The 16402-nt window shown below is 64.9% G+C and carries 17 protein-coding genes; 7 read left to right on the forward strand and 10 right to left on the reverse strand.

Annotation, left to right across the window (positions count from 1 at the left end; translation table 11 throughout):
• Positions 1–25: 25 nt before the first annotated feature.
• From BH683_RS16720 to BH683_RS16735, 4 genes are read right to left on the reverse strand one after another with little or no spacing between them, the layout of a single operon-like run.
• Positions 26–1378, reverse strand: a complete 1353-nt coding sequence (locus tag BH683_RS16720; protein WP_084837405.1) for a cytochrome P450 — start codon at positions 1376–1378, stop codon at positions 26–28.
• Complete coding sequence (locus BH683_RS16725; protein WP_084837406.1) at positions 1375–2169, reverse strand: SDR family oxidoreductase; 795 nt, start codon at positions 2167–2169, stop codon at positions 1375–1377. The genes BH683_RS16720 and BH683_RS16725 overlap by 4 nt, the downstream gene beginning before the upstream one ends.
• A complete protein-coding gene (locus BH683_RS16730; RefSeq protein WP_084837407.1) occupies positions 2169–3407 on the reverse strand; it encodes a cytochrome P450 in 1239 nt (412 codons plus the stop codon). The genes BH683_RS16725 and BH683_RS16730 overlap by 1 nt, the downstream gene beginning before the upstream one ends.
• On the reverse strand, positions 3404–3994 hold the full coding sequence (locus BH683_RS16735) for a TetR/AcrR family transcriptional regulator (protein WP_084837503.1): 591 nt from the start codon (positions 3992–3994) through the stop codon (positions 3404–3406). Before BH683_RS16735 ends, BH683_RS16730 begins: the two co-directional genes overlap by 4 nt.
• A 66-nt stretch (positions 3995–4060) precedes the next feature.
• Here BH683_RS16735 and BH683_RS16740 point away from each other — a divergent pair, with 66 nt between their 5' ends.
• The 5 genes from BH683_RS16740 to BH683_RS16760 are packed head-to-tail and all read left to right on the forward strand — an operon-like array spanning position 4061 to position 8516.
• Positions 4061–5527, forward strand: a complete 1467-nt coding sequence (locus BH683_RS16740; RefSeq protein WP_084837408.1) for an aldehyde dehydrogenase — start codon at positions 4061–4063, stop codon at positions 5525–5527.
• Between the two features lie 13 nt (positions 5528–5540).
• Positions 5541–6278, forward strand: a complete 738-nt coding sequence (locus BH683_RS16745) for an SDR family oxidoreductase (protein WP_084837409.1) — start codon at positions 5541–5543, stop codon at positions 6276–6278.
• A complete protein-coding gene (locus BH683_RS16750; protein ID WP_084837410.1) occupies positions 6275–7126 on the forward strand; it encodes an NAD(P)-dependent oxidoreductase in 852 nt (283 codons plus the stop codon). Before BH683_RS16745 ends, BH683_RS16750 begins: the two co-directional genes overlap by 4 nt.
• Entirely contained in the window at positions 7123–7536 is a 414-nt protein-coding gene (locus BH683_RS16755; RefSeq protein ID WP_084837411.1) for a carboxymuconolactone decarboxylase family protein, read from the forward strand. Before BH683_RS16750 ends, BH683_RS16755 begins: the two co-directional genes overlap by 4 nt.
• On the forward strand, positions 7533–8516 hold the full coding sequence (locus tag BH683_RS16760) for an LLM class flavin-dependent oxidoreductase (RefSeq protein ID WP_084837412.1): 984 nt from the start codon (positions 7533–7535) through the stop codon (positions 8514–8516). The genes BH683_RS16755 and BH683_RS16760 overlap by 4 nt, the downstream gene beginning before the upstream one ends.
• Here the strand turns inward: BH683_RS16760 and BH683_RS16765 are convergent.
• A complete protein-coding gene (locus BH683_RS16765; protein ID WP_084837413.1) occupies positions 8494–9225 on the reverse strand; it encodes an alpha/beta hydrolase in 732 nt (243 codons plus the stop codon). The genes BH683_RS16760 and BH683_RS16765 overlap by 23 nt on opposite strands.
• Before the next feature lie 75 nt (positions 9226–9300).
• On the opposite strand from BH683_RS16765, the gene BH683_RS16770 reads away from it, so the two are divergent.
• Positions 9301–10200 carry an amidohydrolase family protein gene (locus BH683_RS16770; protein ID WP_094647538.1) on the forward strand — a complete coding sequence of 300 codons (900 nt, stop codon included), beginning with the start codon at positions 9301–9303 and terminating at the stop codon, positions 10198–10200.
• An 81-nt stretch (positions 10201–10281) separates the two neighbouring features.
• On the opposite strand, the gene BH683_RS16775 is transcribed toward BH683_RS16770, so the two are convergent.
• Both BH683_RS16775 and BH683_RS16780 read right to left on the reverse strand, forming a co-directional pair.
• Complete coding sequence (locus tag BH683_RS16775) at positions 10282–10563, reverse strand: DUF2277 domain-containing protein (RefSeq protein WP_084837414.1); 282 nt, start codon at positions 10561–10563, stop codon at positions 10282–10284.
• Between the two features lie 15 nt (positions 10564–10578).
• Positions 10579–11547: an NADPH:quinone oxidoreductase family protein gene (locus tag BH683_RS16780; RefSeq protein ID WP_084837415.1), complete on the reverse strand. Its 969-nt coding sequence runs from the start codon at positions 11545–11547 to the stop codon at positions 10579–10581.
• 40 nt (positions 11548–11587) lie between these two features.
• Here BH683_RS16780 and BH683_RS16785 point away from each other — a divergent pair, with 40 nt between their 5' ends.
• Positions 11588–12277 carry a class I SAM-dependent methyltransferase gene (locus BH683_RS16785; protein WP_084837416.1) on the forward strand — a complete coding sequence of 230 codons (690 nt, stop codon included), beginning with the start codon at positions 11588–11590 and terminating at the stop codon, positions 12275–12277.
• Positions 12278–12303: 26 nt separating this feature from the next.
• On the opposite strand, the gene BH683_RS16790 is transcribed toward BH683_RS16785, so the two are convergent.
• From BH683_RS16790 to BH683_RS16800, 3 genes are read right to left on the reverse strand one after another with little or no spacing between them, the layout of a single operon-like run.
• On the reverse strand, positions 12304–12807 hold the full coding sequence (locus BH683_RS16790; protein WP_084837505.1) for a metallophosphoesterase: 504 nt from the start codon (positions 12805–12807) through the stop codon (positions 12304–12306).
• Positions 12808–12849: 42 nt separating this feature from the next.
• On the reverse strand, positions 12850–13608 hold the full coding sequence (locus BH683_RS16795) for an ABC transporter ATP-binding protein (RefSeq protein ID WP_084837417.1): 759 nt from the start codon (positions 13606–13608) through the stop codon (positions 12850–12852).
• The gene (locus BH683_RS16800; RefSeq protein WP_084837418.1) at positions 13605–16370 is read right to left on the reverse strand and encodes a branched-chain amino acid ABC transporter permease/ATP-binding protein; all 2766 of its coding nucleotides are present in this window, start codon (positions 16368–16370) and stop codon (positions 13605–13607) included. Before BH683_RS16800 ends, BH683_RS16795 begins: the two co-directional genes overlap by 4 nt.
• Positions 16371–16402 lie beyond the last annotated feature (32 nt).

Raw genomic sequence — 16402 nt, forward strand, 5'->3', positions numbered from 1 at the left:
GGAACCACCTCCAGAGCTCGTGGCACTACCTGGAGCGCTTGCGGTACTTGACCTTGCACGGCTGCGCCAGTTGCACGACCATCTTCGAGTGGTCGTTCTTGTACGACTCCGACGGCTGGGCCATCTCGAACTCATAGTTCTGCAAGAGTACCGAGAAGATGGCTTTGAGCTGCATGATCGCGAACTGCGCGCCCACGCAGCGGTGCCGGCCGGCACCGAACGGGATCCACGTCCAGCGGTTCACCAGGTCTTCCTGGCGTGGCTCCAGATACCGGTCCGGATCGAACGCATCCGGGTTCGGGAAGTCCTCGGGCAACCGGTTCGAGATCGCCGGTGAGACCGCGATCGACTGACCGGGTTCGAGGTGGAAGTCCTCGACCTCGAAATCGTTCTGCACCACGCGCATCAACACGATCAGGGGCGGGTGGAGCCGCAGTGCCTCTTTGAGGGCCGACTCGAGTTTCGGGATCTGCCGCATTGCACCAAAGCTGTATTCGGCACCATCGGCGTAGATCTCGTCGAGTTCGGAGGTCACCTGAGCCATGTACTCCGGGTGGCGCAGCAGTTCGATCAGCGTCCACGCGGCGGTACCGGACGTCGTGTGGTGACCGGCGAACATCATCGAGATGAACATGCCGGTGATGGTGTCAGCGGTGAACCGCAGGTTGCCCTCGTCGTCGCGGATCGAGATCAGCACATCGAGAAGATCTTTGTCCTCATCGGTGGCCGGCTCTCCCGCGATACGGGTGTCCATGATCTCCTGGACCAACTCCACCAGCCCTTTTCGGGCCGCGTCACGCTTGCGGAAGCTCTCGATGTCGGCGTAGGCGTCGACATACGCGATCGGATCAGTGCCCTTTTCCAGATCGTGGTACAGGTGCGCGAAACGGCCATCCAGTTGTTCACGAAACTTTTTGCCCACCAGGCATGCCGACGAGGTGTAGATCGTCAGCTCCGCGAAGAACTCGAGGAGATCGATCTCGCCCTCGTCGCCCCACTCGGCGATGATCCGCTCGGTCTCTTGCGGGATCGTGATCGCGTGCTGCTTCATGTGCGCGCCCTTGAGCGCCTGGTTGTGCAGCATCTCCGACCTGCGCTCGGGGCTGGCATCGAACACCACCCCCTCACCGAAGATCGGGGTCATGAACGGGTACGCGGCCGCCTGATCGAGATCTTCTTCCGAGGCGCGGAAGAACGCCTCGTTCGCCGCGGCTCCCGACACGAGCGCGACTTCGCGATCCGCGAGCTGGAAGACACCGACGTCGCCGCACTCCTCGCGAACACGCCAGAACAGTCCGATCGGGTCGGTCGAGAGTTCTTCGAGGTGGCCGTGTTCGCCTTCGCCACCGGATACGCGCTTGGGTTTCGTGAGGGTCACTTCTTGTCTCCTTCGATGCGTGGGACCGGGGCTTCGGCCTCGACCTCGACCAAGCGCATGTGCGCTCCTCGAGGCATGGAAACGATCGTCAAGATTGCTGTGGCGAGATGTTCTGGCTTGAGAAAGTTGCTGTGGCGCGCGAGTCCGAACGGGATCCAGTCATTGAGGACCGACTCGGCGACCTCCGGGGTGAAGTTCATGCCCATTCCGGTCATGACCTGCCCCGGGCGGACCAGACTCGCCCGGACGCCGGTGCCTTCGAGTTCCATCTGGGCGGCTTCGGCGAGCCCTTCGACTCCACGCTTGGCGGCCACGTAGGCGCCCATCTGCGGGCGGGGACGCATCACGACGTCAGAGCTGATGAAGACGAAATCACCACGCCGCCTGGTGATCATCTCAGGAACCACCCGGCGATAGAGCCGCTGCGCGCCGAGCAGATGGATGTTTACCTGCGCAGCGAAATCCTCGTTGCTGATCTCGTGAGCGCGCCCCGGGTCGAGGTCGCCCGCACCGGACACCACGATCTCGGCCGGTCCCAGTTGCGCTTGCGCCTTGGTGACGAACTCATCGATCGAATCGGCGTCGGTGATGTCCAGGGGTAGTGCGACCGCCTCACCGCCCGCCTCGTTGATCTGGTCGACGAACTCCTGCGATTTGTGAACTCGTCTGGCGCCCAGCGCAACCGGGTGTCCGGCAGCACCGAGCATGACGGCGGTGGCCGCACCGATACCGGACGAGGCACCGGCGACGAGCACGGGACGACGGGCGGGTTGCGGTTCGAAACGCGGCATCAGCGTGCCTTCACTTTCATCGGCAGAGATGCAAATCCCCGGACGTTGACCGAGTGCACGCGCTCGGCGTTGTCGATGTCGATGTCCACCTGGTTTATCGACTTGACGATCTGGCCGAGCGCCACGTTCGACTCGAGCCGGGCCAGGTGCGCACCGAGGCAGAAGTGCGTCCCCAGACCGAAGCTGGTGAGAGTCTGGGCGCTGTCCCGGCCGATCTCGTAGCGGTCGGCGTTCTCGAAAACGTCGTCGTCACGATTGGCCGAACCCAGCAGCAGCAGGACGCGTTGGCCCGCCGGGATGGTGTAGCCGCCGTACTCGACGTCCTCCATCACCCTGCGGACCACGATCTGCGTCGAGTTGTCGTACCGCAATGTCTCTTCGGTCCACGCCGGCACGGCTTCGGGATCGGCCATCGGGATCGCGAGCTGATCTGGGTAACGCCAACCCCAATACACCGCGTTCGCAAGCAGTTTGGTGGTGGTCTCGTTGCCCGCCACGATCATCAGGATCATGAAGCCGATGATCTCGTCTTCGGTGAGCCTGGTCTTCTCACCGGTCTCGTCGTCGAGGATCTCGGCGGCGAGGAGCGCCGACACCAGATCGGTGCCGGGGTTCTTGCGCCGGTCGACGAGTAGTTCGCTGTAGTAGCGGGTCAACTCGAAGTAGGCGTAGACGGCCGCTTCCGGGACGTCGAAGACTCCCTCCTCGCGGTGGATCAGCAGATCGGACTTGGTGCGCAGGTGGGCTCGGTCGGACACCGGCACGTCGAGCAGCTCGGACACGACATCCATCGGCAGCAGGCCGGCGAACTCGGTCACGTAGTCGAACTCGCCCATCTCCAGGCAGCGATCCCAGTGCTGGTGGGTGAGCTCGGCGATCCGTTCGGCGAGTTCACCGATCCGCTTGGGCGTGAACCCCTTCGACACCAGTTTGCGAATCCGCATGTGCTTCGGATCGTCGAGGGCCAGAAAGGACATCGATTTGTGGGCGTCGGGTCCGTATGCCGCGGGATCCATCGACACACCCCAGCTGTTCGACAGCCGGGTCGCGTCGCGGAACCCGTTGCGCACGTCTTCGTGCTTGGCAAAGGCCCAGAAGTCCATGTCTGCGTTGTGATAGACCGGCGCCTCGGCCCGGAGCCGGGCATAGGTCGGGTACGGATCTTCGTGGAAGTTGTAGTCGTACGGGTCGAACGGCAACGGGTCGCGAAGGTTCGGGGTCTGCATACCTGCGGTCATCGGTTCTCCAGCAGTAGGTTGGCCGCGGCGACGAGCCGATCGGCGATGGCGGAATACGTTTCGTAGCCCATACCGGCGCGGACAAGCGCTCCGGAGTACAGCATTTCGAGTGCTTCGAGCAGGCTTTCGTCGGCAGGCGCGCCGGTGTCCGCAACCAGCGCCGACGACAGCCGCTGCCGGATCAGCACGCCGATCCGTACCCGCAGGTGCTCGACGTCGGGGTCAGATCCGAGAAGCGATGCCGTGACCGCCCGCGCCAACTGGTTGTCATCCTCCACCGCTAGTGACACCGAACGGAGAACAACAGCCACCCGCTCTGCCCTGGGCAACGACGGATCGGGCTCGACGATCTCCTCTGCCAGTCGGCGCCAGAACAGTTCGGCGACCACGTGCCCCTTGGAACTGAAGTAGGTGTAGGCGGTCGCGGGAGCGACGCCTGCACGCTTGGCAACCGACCGCACCGTCAGCGCGTCGTACCCGACTTCGCGCAGCACCTCGACCGCAGCCTCGGTGAGCTTGTTCACCGTGTCTGCCTGCGCGGTGGTGAGCCGACGGCGAGTGGATTCGAAAGAAACCGGACTGGACATGGACAGTGACATTACACTAGGTTCAAACGCGAGTCCAGACACGTGTCCAGAAGGAGGCGATCGGCGATGACGCTGAGGCCAGAAAGCAGCTCCGAGCTGTTGATAGACGGAAAATTGGTACCGGGATCCGGCGGCACCTTCGACATCATCAACCCGGCCACCGAGGAGGTGATCGGGCAAGCCGCCGACGGCACCGCCGCCGACATGGACGCGGCCATAGCGGCAGCACGTACCGCCTTCGACACCACCACCTGGTCACGTGATCCGGCGTTCCGCGCGAAGTGCCTCCGCCAACTACGCGATGCACTACAGGGCCACGTCGACGAACTACGTGAGATCACCATCGCCGAGGTCGGGGCACCACACTTCCTCACCTCGGGCCCGCAGCTCGAGGGACCCATCGCGGACCTGGGCTACTTCGCCGACCTGGCCGAGAACTACCAGTGGAGTTCCGATCTCGGTCGCGCCAAGCCGATGGGCATCAAGAACGACCGCGTAGTGCAGCGCGAGGCCGCCGGCGTCGTCGGCGCCATCACACCCTGGAACTTTCCCCACCAGATCAACTTCGCCAAGATCGGGCCCGCGTTGGCCGCCGGCTGCACCGTCGTGCTCAAGCCCGCCCCCGACACCCCCTGGTGTGCGGCGCTGGTCGGCAAGGTCATCGCCGAGGAGACCGACATCCCCGCCGGCGTCATCAACATCGTCACCTCGAGTGACCACAGCGTCGGAGCACTGCTCTCGACCGACCCCCGGGTCGACATCGTCTCGTTCACCGGTTCCACCGCCACCGGCAAGAAGGTGATGATCGCCGCGGCCGAGTCACTCAAGCGGGTGTTCCTCGAACTCGGCGGGAAGTCGGCGTTCATCGTCCTCGACGACGCCGACCTCGCCTCGGCCTGCTCGATGGCCGGATTCTCCGTGGTCACCCACGCGGGCCAGGGATGTGCCATCACCACCCGCCTCCTGGTGCCGCGCGAAAAGTACTCCGAGGCAATCGCACACGTGCGCGACAGCATGGCCGGGCTGCCTGCCGGCGATCCCACCGATTCCGGGACGATCTGCGGACCGGTCATCTCCGCGGTACAGCGTGACCGTGTCGAGAGCTACATCCAGCTCGCCCGCGACGAAGGCGGCACCATCGAGGTCGGTGGCGGGCGCCCGGCGAACAAGGACAAGGGCTACTTCATCGAGCCGACGCTGATCTCGGGCGTCGAGAACTCGGCCCGGGTCGCCCAGGAGGAGATCTTCGGCCCCGTCCTGGTGATCATCCCGCACGACGGCGACGACGACGCGATCCGGATCGCCAACGACTCTCCGTACGGATTGTCCGGCGCGGTCTGGGGTACCGATCCCGACCGCATCAAGAAAGTGGTCGACGGGGTACGCACCGGGACCATGAGCATCAACGGCGGGATCTGGTACTCAGCCGACATCCCGTTCGGCGGCTACAAGCAATCCGGAATCGGCCGCGAGATGGGTGTGGCCGGCTTCGAGGAGTACCTGGAAACCAAAGCCATCGCGACACCAGCATAGGGAGCAAGAAACAGTGAGCAACAACAGATTCGAAGGCAAGACCGCCATCGTCACCGGAGCCGCCGGTGGCATCGGCGAGGTCTACGCACGCCAGTTGGCTGCGGAGGGCGCCAATGTCGTGGTGGCCGACCTCAACGACGAGGCCGGCAAGCAGGTCGCCGCCGATATCGGTGGTCTCTACGTCAACACCGATGTCGCCGACCCGGAGTCCGCGCAGGCCCTGGCCACCGCCACCCTCGATGCGTACGGCCAGATCGATTACCTGGTGAACAACGCCGCGATCTACGGCGGAATGCAGCTCGACTTCCTGATCACCGTGCCGTGGGACTACTACAAGAAGTTCATGAGCGTGAACCTCGACGGGGCACTGAACGTGACCCGCGCGGTCTACGGACACATGAAACCCGGCAGTGCCATCGTCAACCAATCGTCCACCGCTGCATGGCTCTACAGCGGCTTCTACGGTCTCGCGAAAGTCGGCGTCAACGGTTTGACCCAGCAGTTGGCCACCGAACTCGGCGGTTCCGGCATTCGCGTCAACGCCATCGCGCCGGGACCGATCGACACCGAGGCCACCAAGTCGACCACGCCGGGCAACATGGTCAAGGACATGGTTGCCAAGTTGCCGTTGTCGCGCATGGGAACCCCCGACGACCTGGTCGGCATGCTGCTGTTCCTGCTCTCCGATGAGGCGGGCTGGATCACCGGTCAGATCTTCAATGTCGACGGCGGACAGATCATCCGATCATGAGCGATCAGACTGCGGTCGGGTTCATCGGGCTCGGCAACATGGGACTTCCGATGGCGCAGAAGCTGGCCGGATGGGACGGCGGATTGACCTTCTGCGACCTGAACCCGGACGTCGACGTGCAGGGCGCGACGCGCGCTGATTCCGCTGCAGAGCTTGCCAAGTCCGCGAGCGTCATCGGAGTGACCGTCCTCAACGACGAACAGGTCAACGCTGTGGTTGCCGGTCCGAACGGCATCCTCGAGACCGCGGAGCCGGGCACCGTGATCGCGATCCATTCGACGATCAGCCCCCAGACCGCGGTCGATCTGGAAAAGCAGTGTGCGGCGCAGGGCGTGGCCCTGGTCGACGCGCCGGTGTCCGGGGGTGCAGACGGAGCGAAACAGGGCCGTCTGGCGATCATGGTCGGCGGCGAGCGGGACGCCTATCTGAAACTGAAAGAACCCTACTCACTGGTGTCGGACATGATGATCCACGCTGGGCCGATCGGGGCCGGTACCAAGATGAAGCTGGCCCGGAACCTCCTTCACTTCATCTCGTTCACCGCCACCACCGAGGCCTCTCGGCTCGCCGAGGCAGCCGGGATCGACATCGTCAAACTCGGCAAGGTGGTTCGCCACACCGACGCGATCACCGGTGGCGCCGGGGCGATCATGCTGCGGGAGACCACCGCCCCGATTGCGGCCGACGACTTCTGGTACGACATCTTCACCCACGTCCGGGGACTCGGCGAAAAGGATCTCGGACTGGCCTTGCAATTGGGAACCGAACTGGGCGTGGAGCTTCCGCTGGGCGAGATCGCCTTGGAACGGTTTGCCGACGGTTTGGGCGTAGGAAGGGACAACGCATGACATCGGAAGACACCACTGAGCAGCGTCAAAAAGGCTTGGACATGATGTCCAAAGTCTACGGCTGGGAGATGAAAGACGGGCCGGGAGACTTCTTCGCGCACACCGCCGATCATCTCTTCGGCGAGGTGTGGACGCGTGAGGGGCTCTCGATCAGGGATCGTCGGTTGCTACTCCTGGGCGCGTTGGCGGCCACCGGACAGACAGATGTCGCAGAGATCCAAGCGGGTGCCGCACTGGGCAACGGGGAACTCGACGGTGACCAATTACGCGAGATCGCGCTTTTCCTCTGCTATTACATCGGGTGGCCGCAGGGCACCCGGCTCAACTTCATGTTCGGCGACGTCATCGGCAAGTACGAGAAGGCGCAGCGGAAACAGGCGCAGGGCAACGGGACCCAAGCGAGCTCATGACCTTCTTCGCGACCCGGTACGACTTCCGGGCGCCTGGAGCCTCATCCACCGCGCGCGCAGAACTGTTCGCTCGCGCGGTCGAGCAGGTCTCCTACCTCGACACGCACGGTCAGGACGTCGTGATGCTCTCCGAGCATCACGGCTCCCCCGACGGATATCTTCCGAATCCACTGATGGTTGCCTCGGCGTTTGCGGCGGTCACATCGCGGATCATGCTCACGATCTCCGCCGTCGTCGTCAATCTGCACCACCCGCTCCGGCTGGCCGAAGACATCGCGGTGCTCGACCACCTCAGTGGCGGCCGGGTGTCGTACACTCTCGGACTCGGCTATCTCCCTGACGAATACGCGCAATTGGGCGTGTCCTGGAAGACGCGGGGCGCAGACATCGAGCAGGCCATCCACGTTCTGCGTCAGGCATGGACCGGTGACGAGTTCGAGTTCGATGGACGCCCGGTGCAGGTCACCCCCACACCCCTGTCGCAGCCGCATCCCATGTTGTCCTACGGCGGAGGATCACGGGCGGCAGCGCTACGGGCGGCACGTCTGAACCTCGGCTTTCAGCCGCAGGTCGCCGATCCCGAACTGCGCGAACTCTACGACGACGAATGTCGGGCACACGGTCGCGACCCCGGCTTCGTGATGACTCCGCCACCGGGACCGTCGACGGTGTTCTGTGCGGAGGATCCCGATCATTTCTGGCGCGAGTACGGCGAGTTTCTCCTCGCCGACGCCAAAGCCTACGACGCTTGGCACGGCGATCACGCGTCCCATGTCAGGGACAGCTCGACAACCGTCGCCGAGTTACGCAGCGGCACCGGCTACGTCGTGTGCACTCCGGATGAGCTGATCAACCGTTGCCGAAGCCGTGAGTTCAAGCTCGTCACCAGCCACCCTCTGTGCGCAGGCATGCCAGAGAAGCCGTCTTGGGAGAGCGTCCACCTGATCGGTGAGAAGGTCATCCCCGCGCTGAGGTCCTGACGTCGAGCGACTCTGCGAACGAAGCAATCGACGCGCCGGTGAGTTCCGGCTGAATGAGTGGGAACAGGTGACTGGCGCGAGGTATCACGGTGAGGTTTGCACGCGGTGACACCGCCGCGAAGCGACGTTCATTCACCCGGAACTGGTCCCATCCACCGTTGATGAACTCGATCGGTCCCGGATAGCGCGCGAGCTCGCCGACTGCATCGAACCGAGATACCTCGGCGACGACATCCTTGATCGACGCCAAGGCAAGGCCGCCGACCTCCATGTCGTCGGACACCTGCCGTCCGACCGCGGCACGGGTCAGCCACCGGCTCATGGTCGCAGCTTGTTCCGGAAGGTATGCGGTTGCGGCCCCGAAGGCGCGGAACGGGGTGGCGAGGAACCGGCTGGGTTGCGCGGTCGCGCACATGGCGACCAGGCCTGCGACAAGTTCGGGACGCCTGCCCGCGACTGCCATCGAGACGTAGCCACCCATGGACATGCCTGCCACCACCGCAGGTCGGCCGAGCACGTCGATCGAGTCTTCGATGGTGTCGACGGCGCCGGCAAGGGTGAAGGTCTCATCCCTGCGCTCACCGTGACCAGGCAGATCCGGATGCACCACGCGTCTACCGGGAATGGCAGCGGCAATGCGGTGCAGCGAGGCACCGCTGACGCGAATCCCATGGACGAGGACGACCGGCGTAGGTGCAGACGCAGACACGACGCCAGTATGCCTGCGCTGCCGACCGACAGGCGTCTTCGGCGTGAACACCGTCGGTGGGTAACGTGAAGAACTGTGTCTGAACCCGAAGCGCTGTCCGCCGCCGAGGTCGATGCCGTTCGTGCCGTCTGGCAGCAACTCGGGCTGCCAGGACTGATCGACGTGCACACCCACTTCATGCCGAAGCCGGTCATGGACAAGGTCTGGGCGTACTTCGATTCGGTGGGACCGCTGGTCGGCCGGGAGTGGCCGATCACCTACCGCGCCGACGAGGACCGGCGGGTAGAGGTCCTGCGCGAGTTCGGTGTACGCGCGTTCACGTCGATGATCTACCCTCACAAACCGGAGATGGCTGCGTGGCTCAACAGCTGGGCCGCCGACTTCGCAGCGCGCACGCCGGACTGTCTCCACACGGCGACGTTCTATCCGGAGGTCTCGGCACCCCACTACGTCGAGGCCGCCATCGAATCCGGGGTGAGAATCTTCAAGTCGCACATCCAGGTCGGCAACTACGATCCGACTGATCCGCTGCTCGACGGCGTCTGGGGTGCAATCTCGGACGCGGCCATACCCGTGGTCATCCATTGCGGATCGGGTCCGGCTCCCGGACAGTTCACCGGACCGCAACCGATCACCGCACTCTTACGCAAGTTCCCGAGGCTTCCGCTCGTCATCGCGCACATGGGCATGCCCGAATACGATGAGTTCCTGGATCTGGCAACAACATACGACCGGGTTCACCTCGACACCACCATGGCGTTCACCGACTTCGCCGAGGAGATGGCGCCGTTCCCGGTCAGCTCGACCCAGAAGCTACGCGACCTCGGCGATCGCATCTTGTGGGGCAGCGACTTTCCCAACATCCCGTACACCTACACCAGCGCCCTTGACGCCGTGACGCGGCTCGGCCTGGGCGATGACTGGGCCCGCGGGGTGTTCTACGACAACGCGGCCCGGCTGTTCCAGATCACCTGACCCGCAGATGCACACGTTCGAGTCAAATGCACACGTTGCAACGTGTGGTTTTGACTCAAACGTGTGCATTTGCAACAGTTTTCAGGCCTGAGCCGCCGCCCGCGCCGCAATTCGAGCCTGCACCTCCGGCCGCCGCAGCGGCGGAACCGTCTTCGGCGGTTGACGCCGAGCGGGCAACGACTGCAACAAGTCCGTGGTCGCCGCCGTCACCCGCTGTACCGCGAGTTCGAACGCGTCGACGCTGGCCGCCGACGGCTTCTGCACGCCGCTGACCTTGCGTACGTACTGTCGCGCCGCCGCCTCGATCTCGACGTCGGTCGCAGGCGGTTCTAAACCGCGCAGTTCAGTTATGTTGCGGCACATGGGCCCTCCCTCATCTCATTCAGAAATCTTGACTACCGCCTTGCCGAGGATCTTGCCGTTCGCGAGGTCATCGAGCGCCTGGGGAAGCTGATCGAGCGAGTAGGTGACGTTCACAGGCGGACGCATCCCGTCGGCCACCATCGCAGTGAGGTCTTCGTGGAGCTGCGCGGGCAACGCGGGATGGGTTCGGACGTACTCACCCCAGGCCGCGCCCACGACCGAGATGTTGCGGAAGAGGACGCGGTTGAGCTTGACCGTCGGGATGCCGCCGGCTGCGAAGCCGATGACCACGAAGCGGCCATCCGGTGCGACCTGGCGCAGCGCCTCGTCGAACACCTCACCGCCGACCGGATCGATGAGCACATCGACACCGCTTCCCGTGAGCTCCTTGATCTTTGCGCCCCAGCCGTCTTCGAGCTGGACGACCTCGTCGGCACCGACCGAACGGAGCAGGTCTTCGGCGCCCTTCCGGTGCACGATCGCGATGACCCTCGCGCCCATGGCTTTTGCGACCTGGATGGTTGCGACTCCGACGCCGCCAGCACTACCCAGCACGCCCACGGTCTCCCCCGGCTGCAGATTCGCCCGCGTCTTCAGTGCGAAGATCGCGGTCTGCAGGTTGATACCCATCGCAGCACCCTCGTCGAAGCTCAGTTCCGGCGGAATCCGCAAGAGCTGGTCCGGGGCCGCGACCACTTTCTCCGCGAAACCACCGACGATCGACATCACCTGGACGCGATCGCCGACGGAGAACCCCGATCCGGCCGGCGCCTGTGCGACCACGCCCGCGACCTCGGTCCCGGGAGTGAAAGGAACAGGCACTTTGAGCTGGTATTTGCCCTGACTCATCAGCAGATCGGGAAAGCACACCCCGCAGGATTTGACGTCGACGAGCACCTGATCGTCATTGGGTACGGGGTCGGGGACATCATTGAGGGTGAGTCCGCTCGGGCCGGTTTCTTCGTTGAGTATCTGCGCCTTCATAACGCACAACCCTACGCGGCACGCCACTAGGATCACAGGCATGACATCAGTACCCGAAACCCGCACCGACCAACCGTCCGAGCGGCACCTCCAAGCTGCCGCCGACGCCCCCGGTTTCATGCCCATCGACGAGGCCATCGCGCTGTATCAGGTTGCCGGGCAATATCTGTCGAAGGACGACGCCGTCGGAATCGGCGTCGAGATCGGCACCTACTGCGGCAAGTCCACCGTATTCCTCGGCGCAGCGGCCGAACCTGTTGGCGCAACCATCGTGACGATCGACCATCACCGCGGCTCCGAGGAGCACCAGCCTGGCTGGGAGTACCACGACACCTCGCTCGTCGACCCACATACCGGCACCCTCGACACGTCCGCCCGATTCCGGCAGACCATGTGGGACGCAGGCCTCGAGGACACCGTCATCGGGCTGCTGGCCACGTCGACAGCAGCGGCGAAGGTGTGGGGAAGGCCCGCCGACTTCATCTTCATCGACGGTGGTCACAGCAGTGAAGCAGCTCAGAACGACCTCGCCGGCTGGGCCCCGTGGGTGCGCGTCGGCGGCGCGCTGCTGATCCACGACGTCTTCCCCGACCCCGCGGACGGCGGACGTCCGCCGTTCGAGATCTATGAGAAGGCGCTCTCGACCGGGCAGTTCACCGAGGTCGGCGTGCAGGGATCGTTGCGGGTGCTTCGACGCGACTCCGGCGAGCCCGGCCGGCCCCTGTTCTGAAAGGCCCCACCGTTCTGAACCGGGCTCTACGTACGTGCCGGGAGCCGATGTACCCGGACCTCGAGCCCTGAATCGTCGCCGATGGTCGCCGTCATGTAGGTGCACTGCGGCTGTCGGCGACGATCGGTCGGCGATCCCGGATTGAGCAGACGCAACCCTGTGTCACTGATGGTGTCCCAGGGAATGTGGCTGTGCCCGAAGACGAGGACGTCGGTGTCGGGATACGCGAGGGACATGCGCTTCTCGCGTCCCGCCGACGCTCCGGTCTCGTGGGTGACGGTGAAACGCAGCCCACCCAGTTCGACGTCGGCACGTTCGGGCATGCGCGCCCGAAGGTCGTCGCCGTCGTTGTTGCCCCAGCACGCGATCAGCCGTTTCGACCGCGACTCGAGGGCCTGGAACGACGCCAGATCGACCCAGTCGCCCGCGTGGATGACCACATCGGCGCGGTCGACCTCATCCCAGACCTGCTCCGGCAGGTCTCGGGCACGCTTCGGTATGTGTGTATCGGAGATCAGCAGCAGATCCACCACACGACCGTAGCGCGTGCGTGCATGGACGCGGCCCGGCGATCAGGTCGCCGGGTCGGTCGCGACGACCACGCTCTCGGAGTCGTCCTTACGGGCGCCCAGGTAGGCGCGTTCGACCAGGGAGGGATCGTGGCGGAGGGCGTCCGCGGCCTCGGTGAGGACGATCTCGCCGTGCACCAGGATTGCTGCTCGGTCGGCGACTTCGAGTGCCAGGTGCACGTGCTGTTCGACCAGGATCACCGCCGTTCCACGCTGCTCTGCGACAGTCCTCAGGATCGGCAGGATCGATTCGACGACGACCGGGGCCAGTCCCATGCTCAGCTCGTCGATCAGCAGCACCTTGGGTTGCTGGATCAGCGCGCGTCCGATGGCGAGCATCTGTTGCTCGCCGCCGGAGAGTTGTCCGGCGTCTACTTTCAGACGCGCACCGAGAGCCGGGAAATGGTCGAGAACCTCACCGAGCGCCTGTTTGCCGCGATCGCGGCCCCGAGTGGCCAACTGCAGGTTCTTGCGCACGCTCAGGCCGCGGAACAGGGCGCGGTCGTCGGGGACGAGGACCAGACCTGAACTCACTGCCGCACGAGGACTTCCGCTCTTGACCGCGGCGTCGCCGACGCTGACGTAACCGGAGAAACGCGGCAGCAACCCGGCCAGCGTCATCAGCAAGGTCGTCTTCCCGGCACCGTTGGGCCCGAGCAGGCACAGCACCTGTCCGGCCTCGAGGGTGAGATCGACGTTGCGCACGCACGGACTTCGCTTGAAGTATCCGGCTTCGAGTCCGGCGCAGACCAGCGCACTCATGACGTCACTCCTGGCTTGGTGAGTTCGGTGGGTGGAGACGACTTCCCCGCGGCCTTCGGCACACCGAGGTAGGCGCGGATGACCTCCTCGTCAGCCCGGATGACCTCGGGTGTTCCTGTTGCGATGACCTTGCCCAGATCCAGCACGATGATCCGGTCGCACACCGACAGGACCAGTTCCATGTCGTGGTCGACCAGCAGCATGGTCACGCCGGTGTCGCGGACGGCACGCAGACGTGCACCCAGCCAACGGCTTTCGGTGCTGTCGAGGCCGGCGGCGGGTTCGTCGAGCAACGCCACTGAGGGATTGCCTGCGAGCACCCGCGCCACCGACACCAGTTGGCGTTGCCCCTGCGACAGGGATGCGACCGTGACGTCTGCGACACCACCGAGTCCCAGTCGTTCCAGAACCGCGTCGACACCGGCGGATCCGCTTGCGCCCCCACGTGCACCGACGGTGACGTTCTCGTGCACCGACAGGTCGTCGTACAGTTCCACGTCCTGGAAGGTGCGGCCCAGACCGCGGCGACTGCGCTGGTGCGGCGAGACGCCATCGAGGCTCTGCGCGCCCAGGGTCACGGTGCCGTCGGCGTCGGCGAATCCGCTGACGGCGTCGATGAGGGTGGTCTTGCCGGCGCCGTTGGGACCGATCAGGCCGACGATCTCGCCCTCGAACACCTCGAAGGACACATCGCTGACCGCTGCCACAGCTCCGTAGCTGACCCCCACCCCGGAGATCGTGAGCAGCGGCACGTCAGATGTCGACACGCGTGCGACGGAGTCGGCCTCGTCGGCAGATCCGGCCACCTCAGAGCCCGTCGGTGTGGTGCCGGCAGGCCGTCGGCGCGAGGCGATCGCCTGCTGCACCCGCCCGGCGATACCGTCCGGGTTCACCATCACGGTGACGATCAACAGCACCCCGCTGACCAACGCGTAGTAGTCGCCGAAATCGAAAGCGCGGTCGAGGAAGACGAACAACAGTGCGCCCGGTGCCAGCACCCCGGCCAGCAAACCTCCGGACACCGAGGTGATCCCGGCGGTGTAGATGACGGCGAAGATCGCGATACCCGCGAAGACGCTGTACGACCCCGCGGTCGCGAGCGTCTGCTGGTAGGCCAGCAACGTGCCGCTGATCCCCGCCAGGAACGACCCGATCGCAAACGCGGCCAACTTGGTTCGCGACACGTTGATCCCTGCCGCGGCCGCGGCCCGCTCGTTCGCCCGCACCGCGAGCATCGCCGAACCCAGCCGGCTACGCCGCAACAAGGCAACGCCGACCGCCGCGGCGACGACGATGATCAGGCACATGAGCCCGAACGAGATCCTCGGATAGTTCTCCCCCGCACCGATGCCCAGATCGACACCGAAGACCTCGGGCGCGTCGAAGTTCGCGCCCTCGATCCCGCCGTTGAACGAGGGATTGCGGAACCAGAAGGCCTCCAAGAACACCGCGAGCGCCAAGGTCACGACCATGAACGGCAAACCGCGGATCCGCAACGCCGGCAGACCGACCACCACGCCGATCACCGTCGCCATGAGCGCGGCCAGGATCGGCGCGAACGGAAACGGGATACCGAGCTCGGTGTTCATCACGCTGAGTCCGAACGCACCCGCGCCCGCCAGGGTCAGCTGGGCCAATGAGACCTGCCCGGCGAAGCCGGTGACCACCACCTGAGAGAGTCCGAGGATCGCGAAGATGAACGTCGCGATGATCGCCCCCCGGTAGCTGCCGGAGGTCAGACACACCGCCACGACCGCGACGCCCGTACCGGCGATCGCCGGTAGCAGGACCCGTCTGGGACGAGGCGCACGACCAAGATTCTGATGCACGATCGCACCGCGACTGGGTAGGGGCCGCCCCTTCACCACGAGGAAGACCAGGATCAGGATCAGCGGAATAGCCTCGGACACACCTGAATCAGGTACCCAGTCGTAGAGACTCTGAAAGTGGGTCCCCTCCGACTGCAGGACGCCGATACCGAGCCCCGCCGCCACTGCGAGCGCCATCGACGAGAAGTTGCCGACCAGGGCCGCGGCCAGCGCCGGCACGATGAACATCGTGTAGGCGATCGGACTGAGCGGGACGATCGGTGCGATCAGGATGCCGCCCAGCCCTGCGATCACCGAGGACAGAGCCCAGTTGCTGATCGCGATGCGGTCGGGCGAGAGTCCGGTGACGAAGGCGCCCTTCTCCGATTCCGCAGCGGCCTCGGTCGCGACACCGAACCGGGAGAAGTGATATGCCAGCGCGACCACGGTCGCCAGCGCGACGATCACGACGGCGAGCCAGATCCGGTCCGTGGGCACCTGGCTCTCTCCGATCGAGATCGTCCCCGGCTCGAAGATCGGTGCCACCGGAACCGACGATGTCCCCAACCGCAACGCGAGCAGCGCCTGAATCGTGAGCATCAGACCGATCGAGGCCACGGCCTTGGCGACCACGGGCGCCGACCGCATCGGGCGAAAGATCGCCAGATACAGCACGGCCCCGAGGATCGCCGCGACCACCAGCGAAATCGCCACAGCCGGAACAAGTCCGAGATCGCCGCCGAGATCGATCGACGAGGGAAAGCCGGGAATCGGGTTCAGCAACTCACCCTGGCGAAGCATGCCGTAGGTGTACGTGGTGTACAGCGCCACAGCGCCCGTGGCGAAGTTCACCACCCCCGAACTCTTGAAGGTCATCACCAACGCGAGTCCGAGGGCGGCGTACACCGCACCATTGCCCAGACCTAGGAACAGATAGGCAAAGTGTTCGGTCATCTACTTCATTCCCAACTTCTCGTCGACACAGA

Source organism: Williamsia sp. 1138, assembly GCF_002095435.2.
Taxonomy (GTDB): Bacteria; Actinomycetota; Actinomycetes; order Mycobacteriales; family Mycobacteriaceae; genus Williamsia.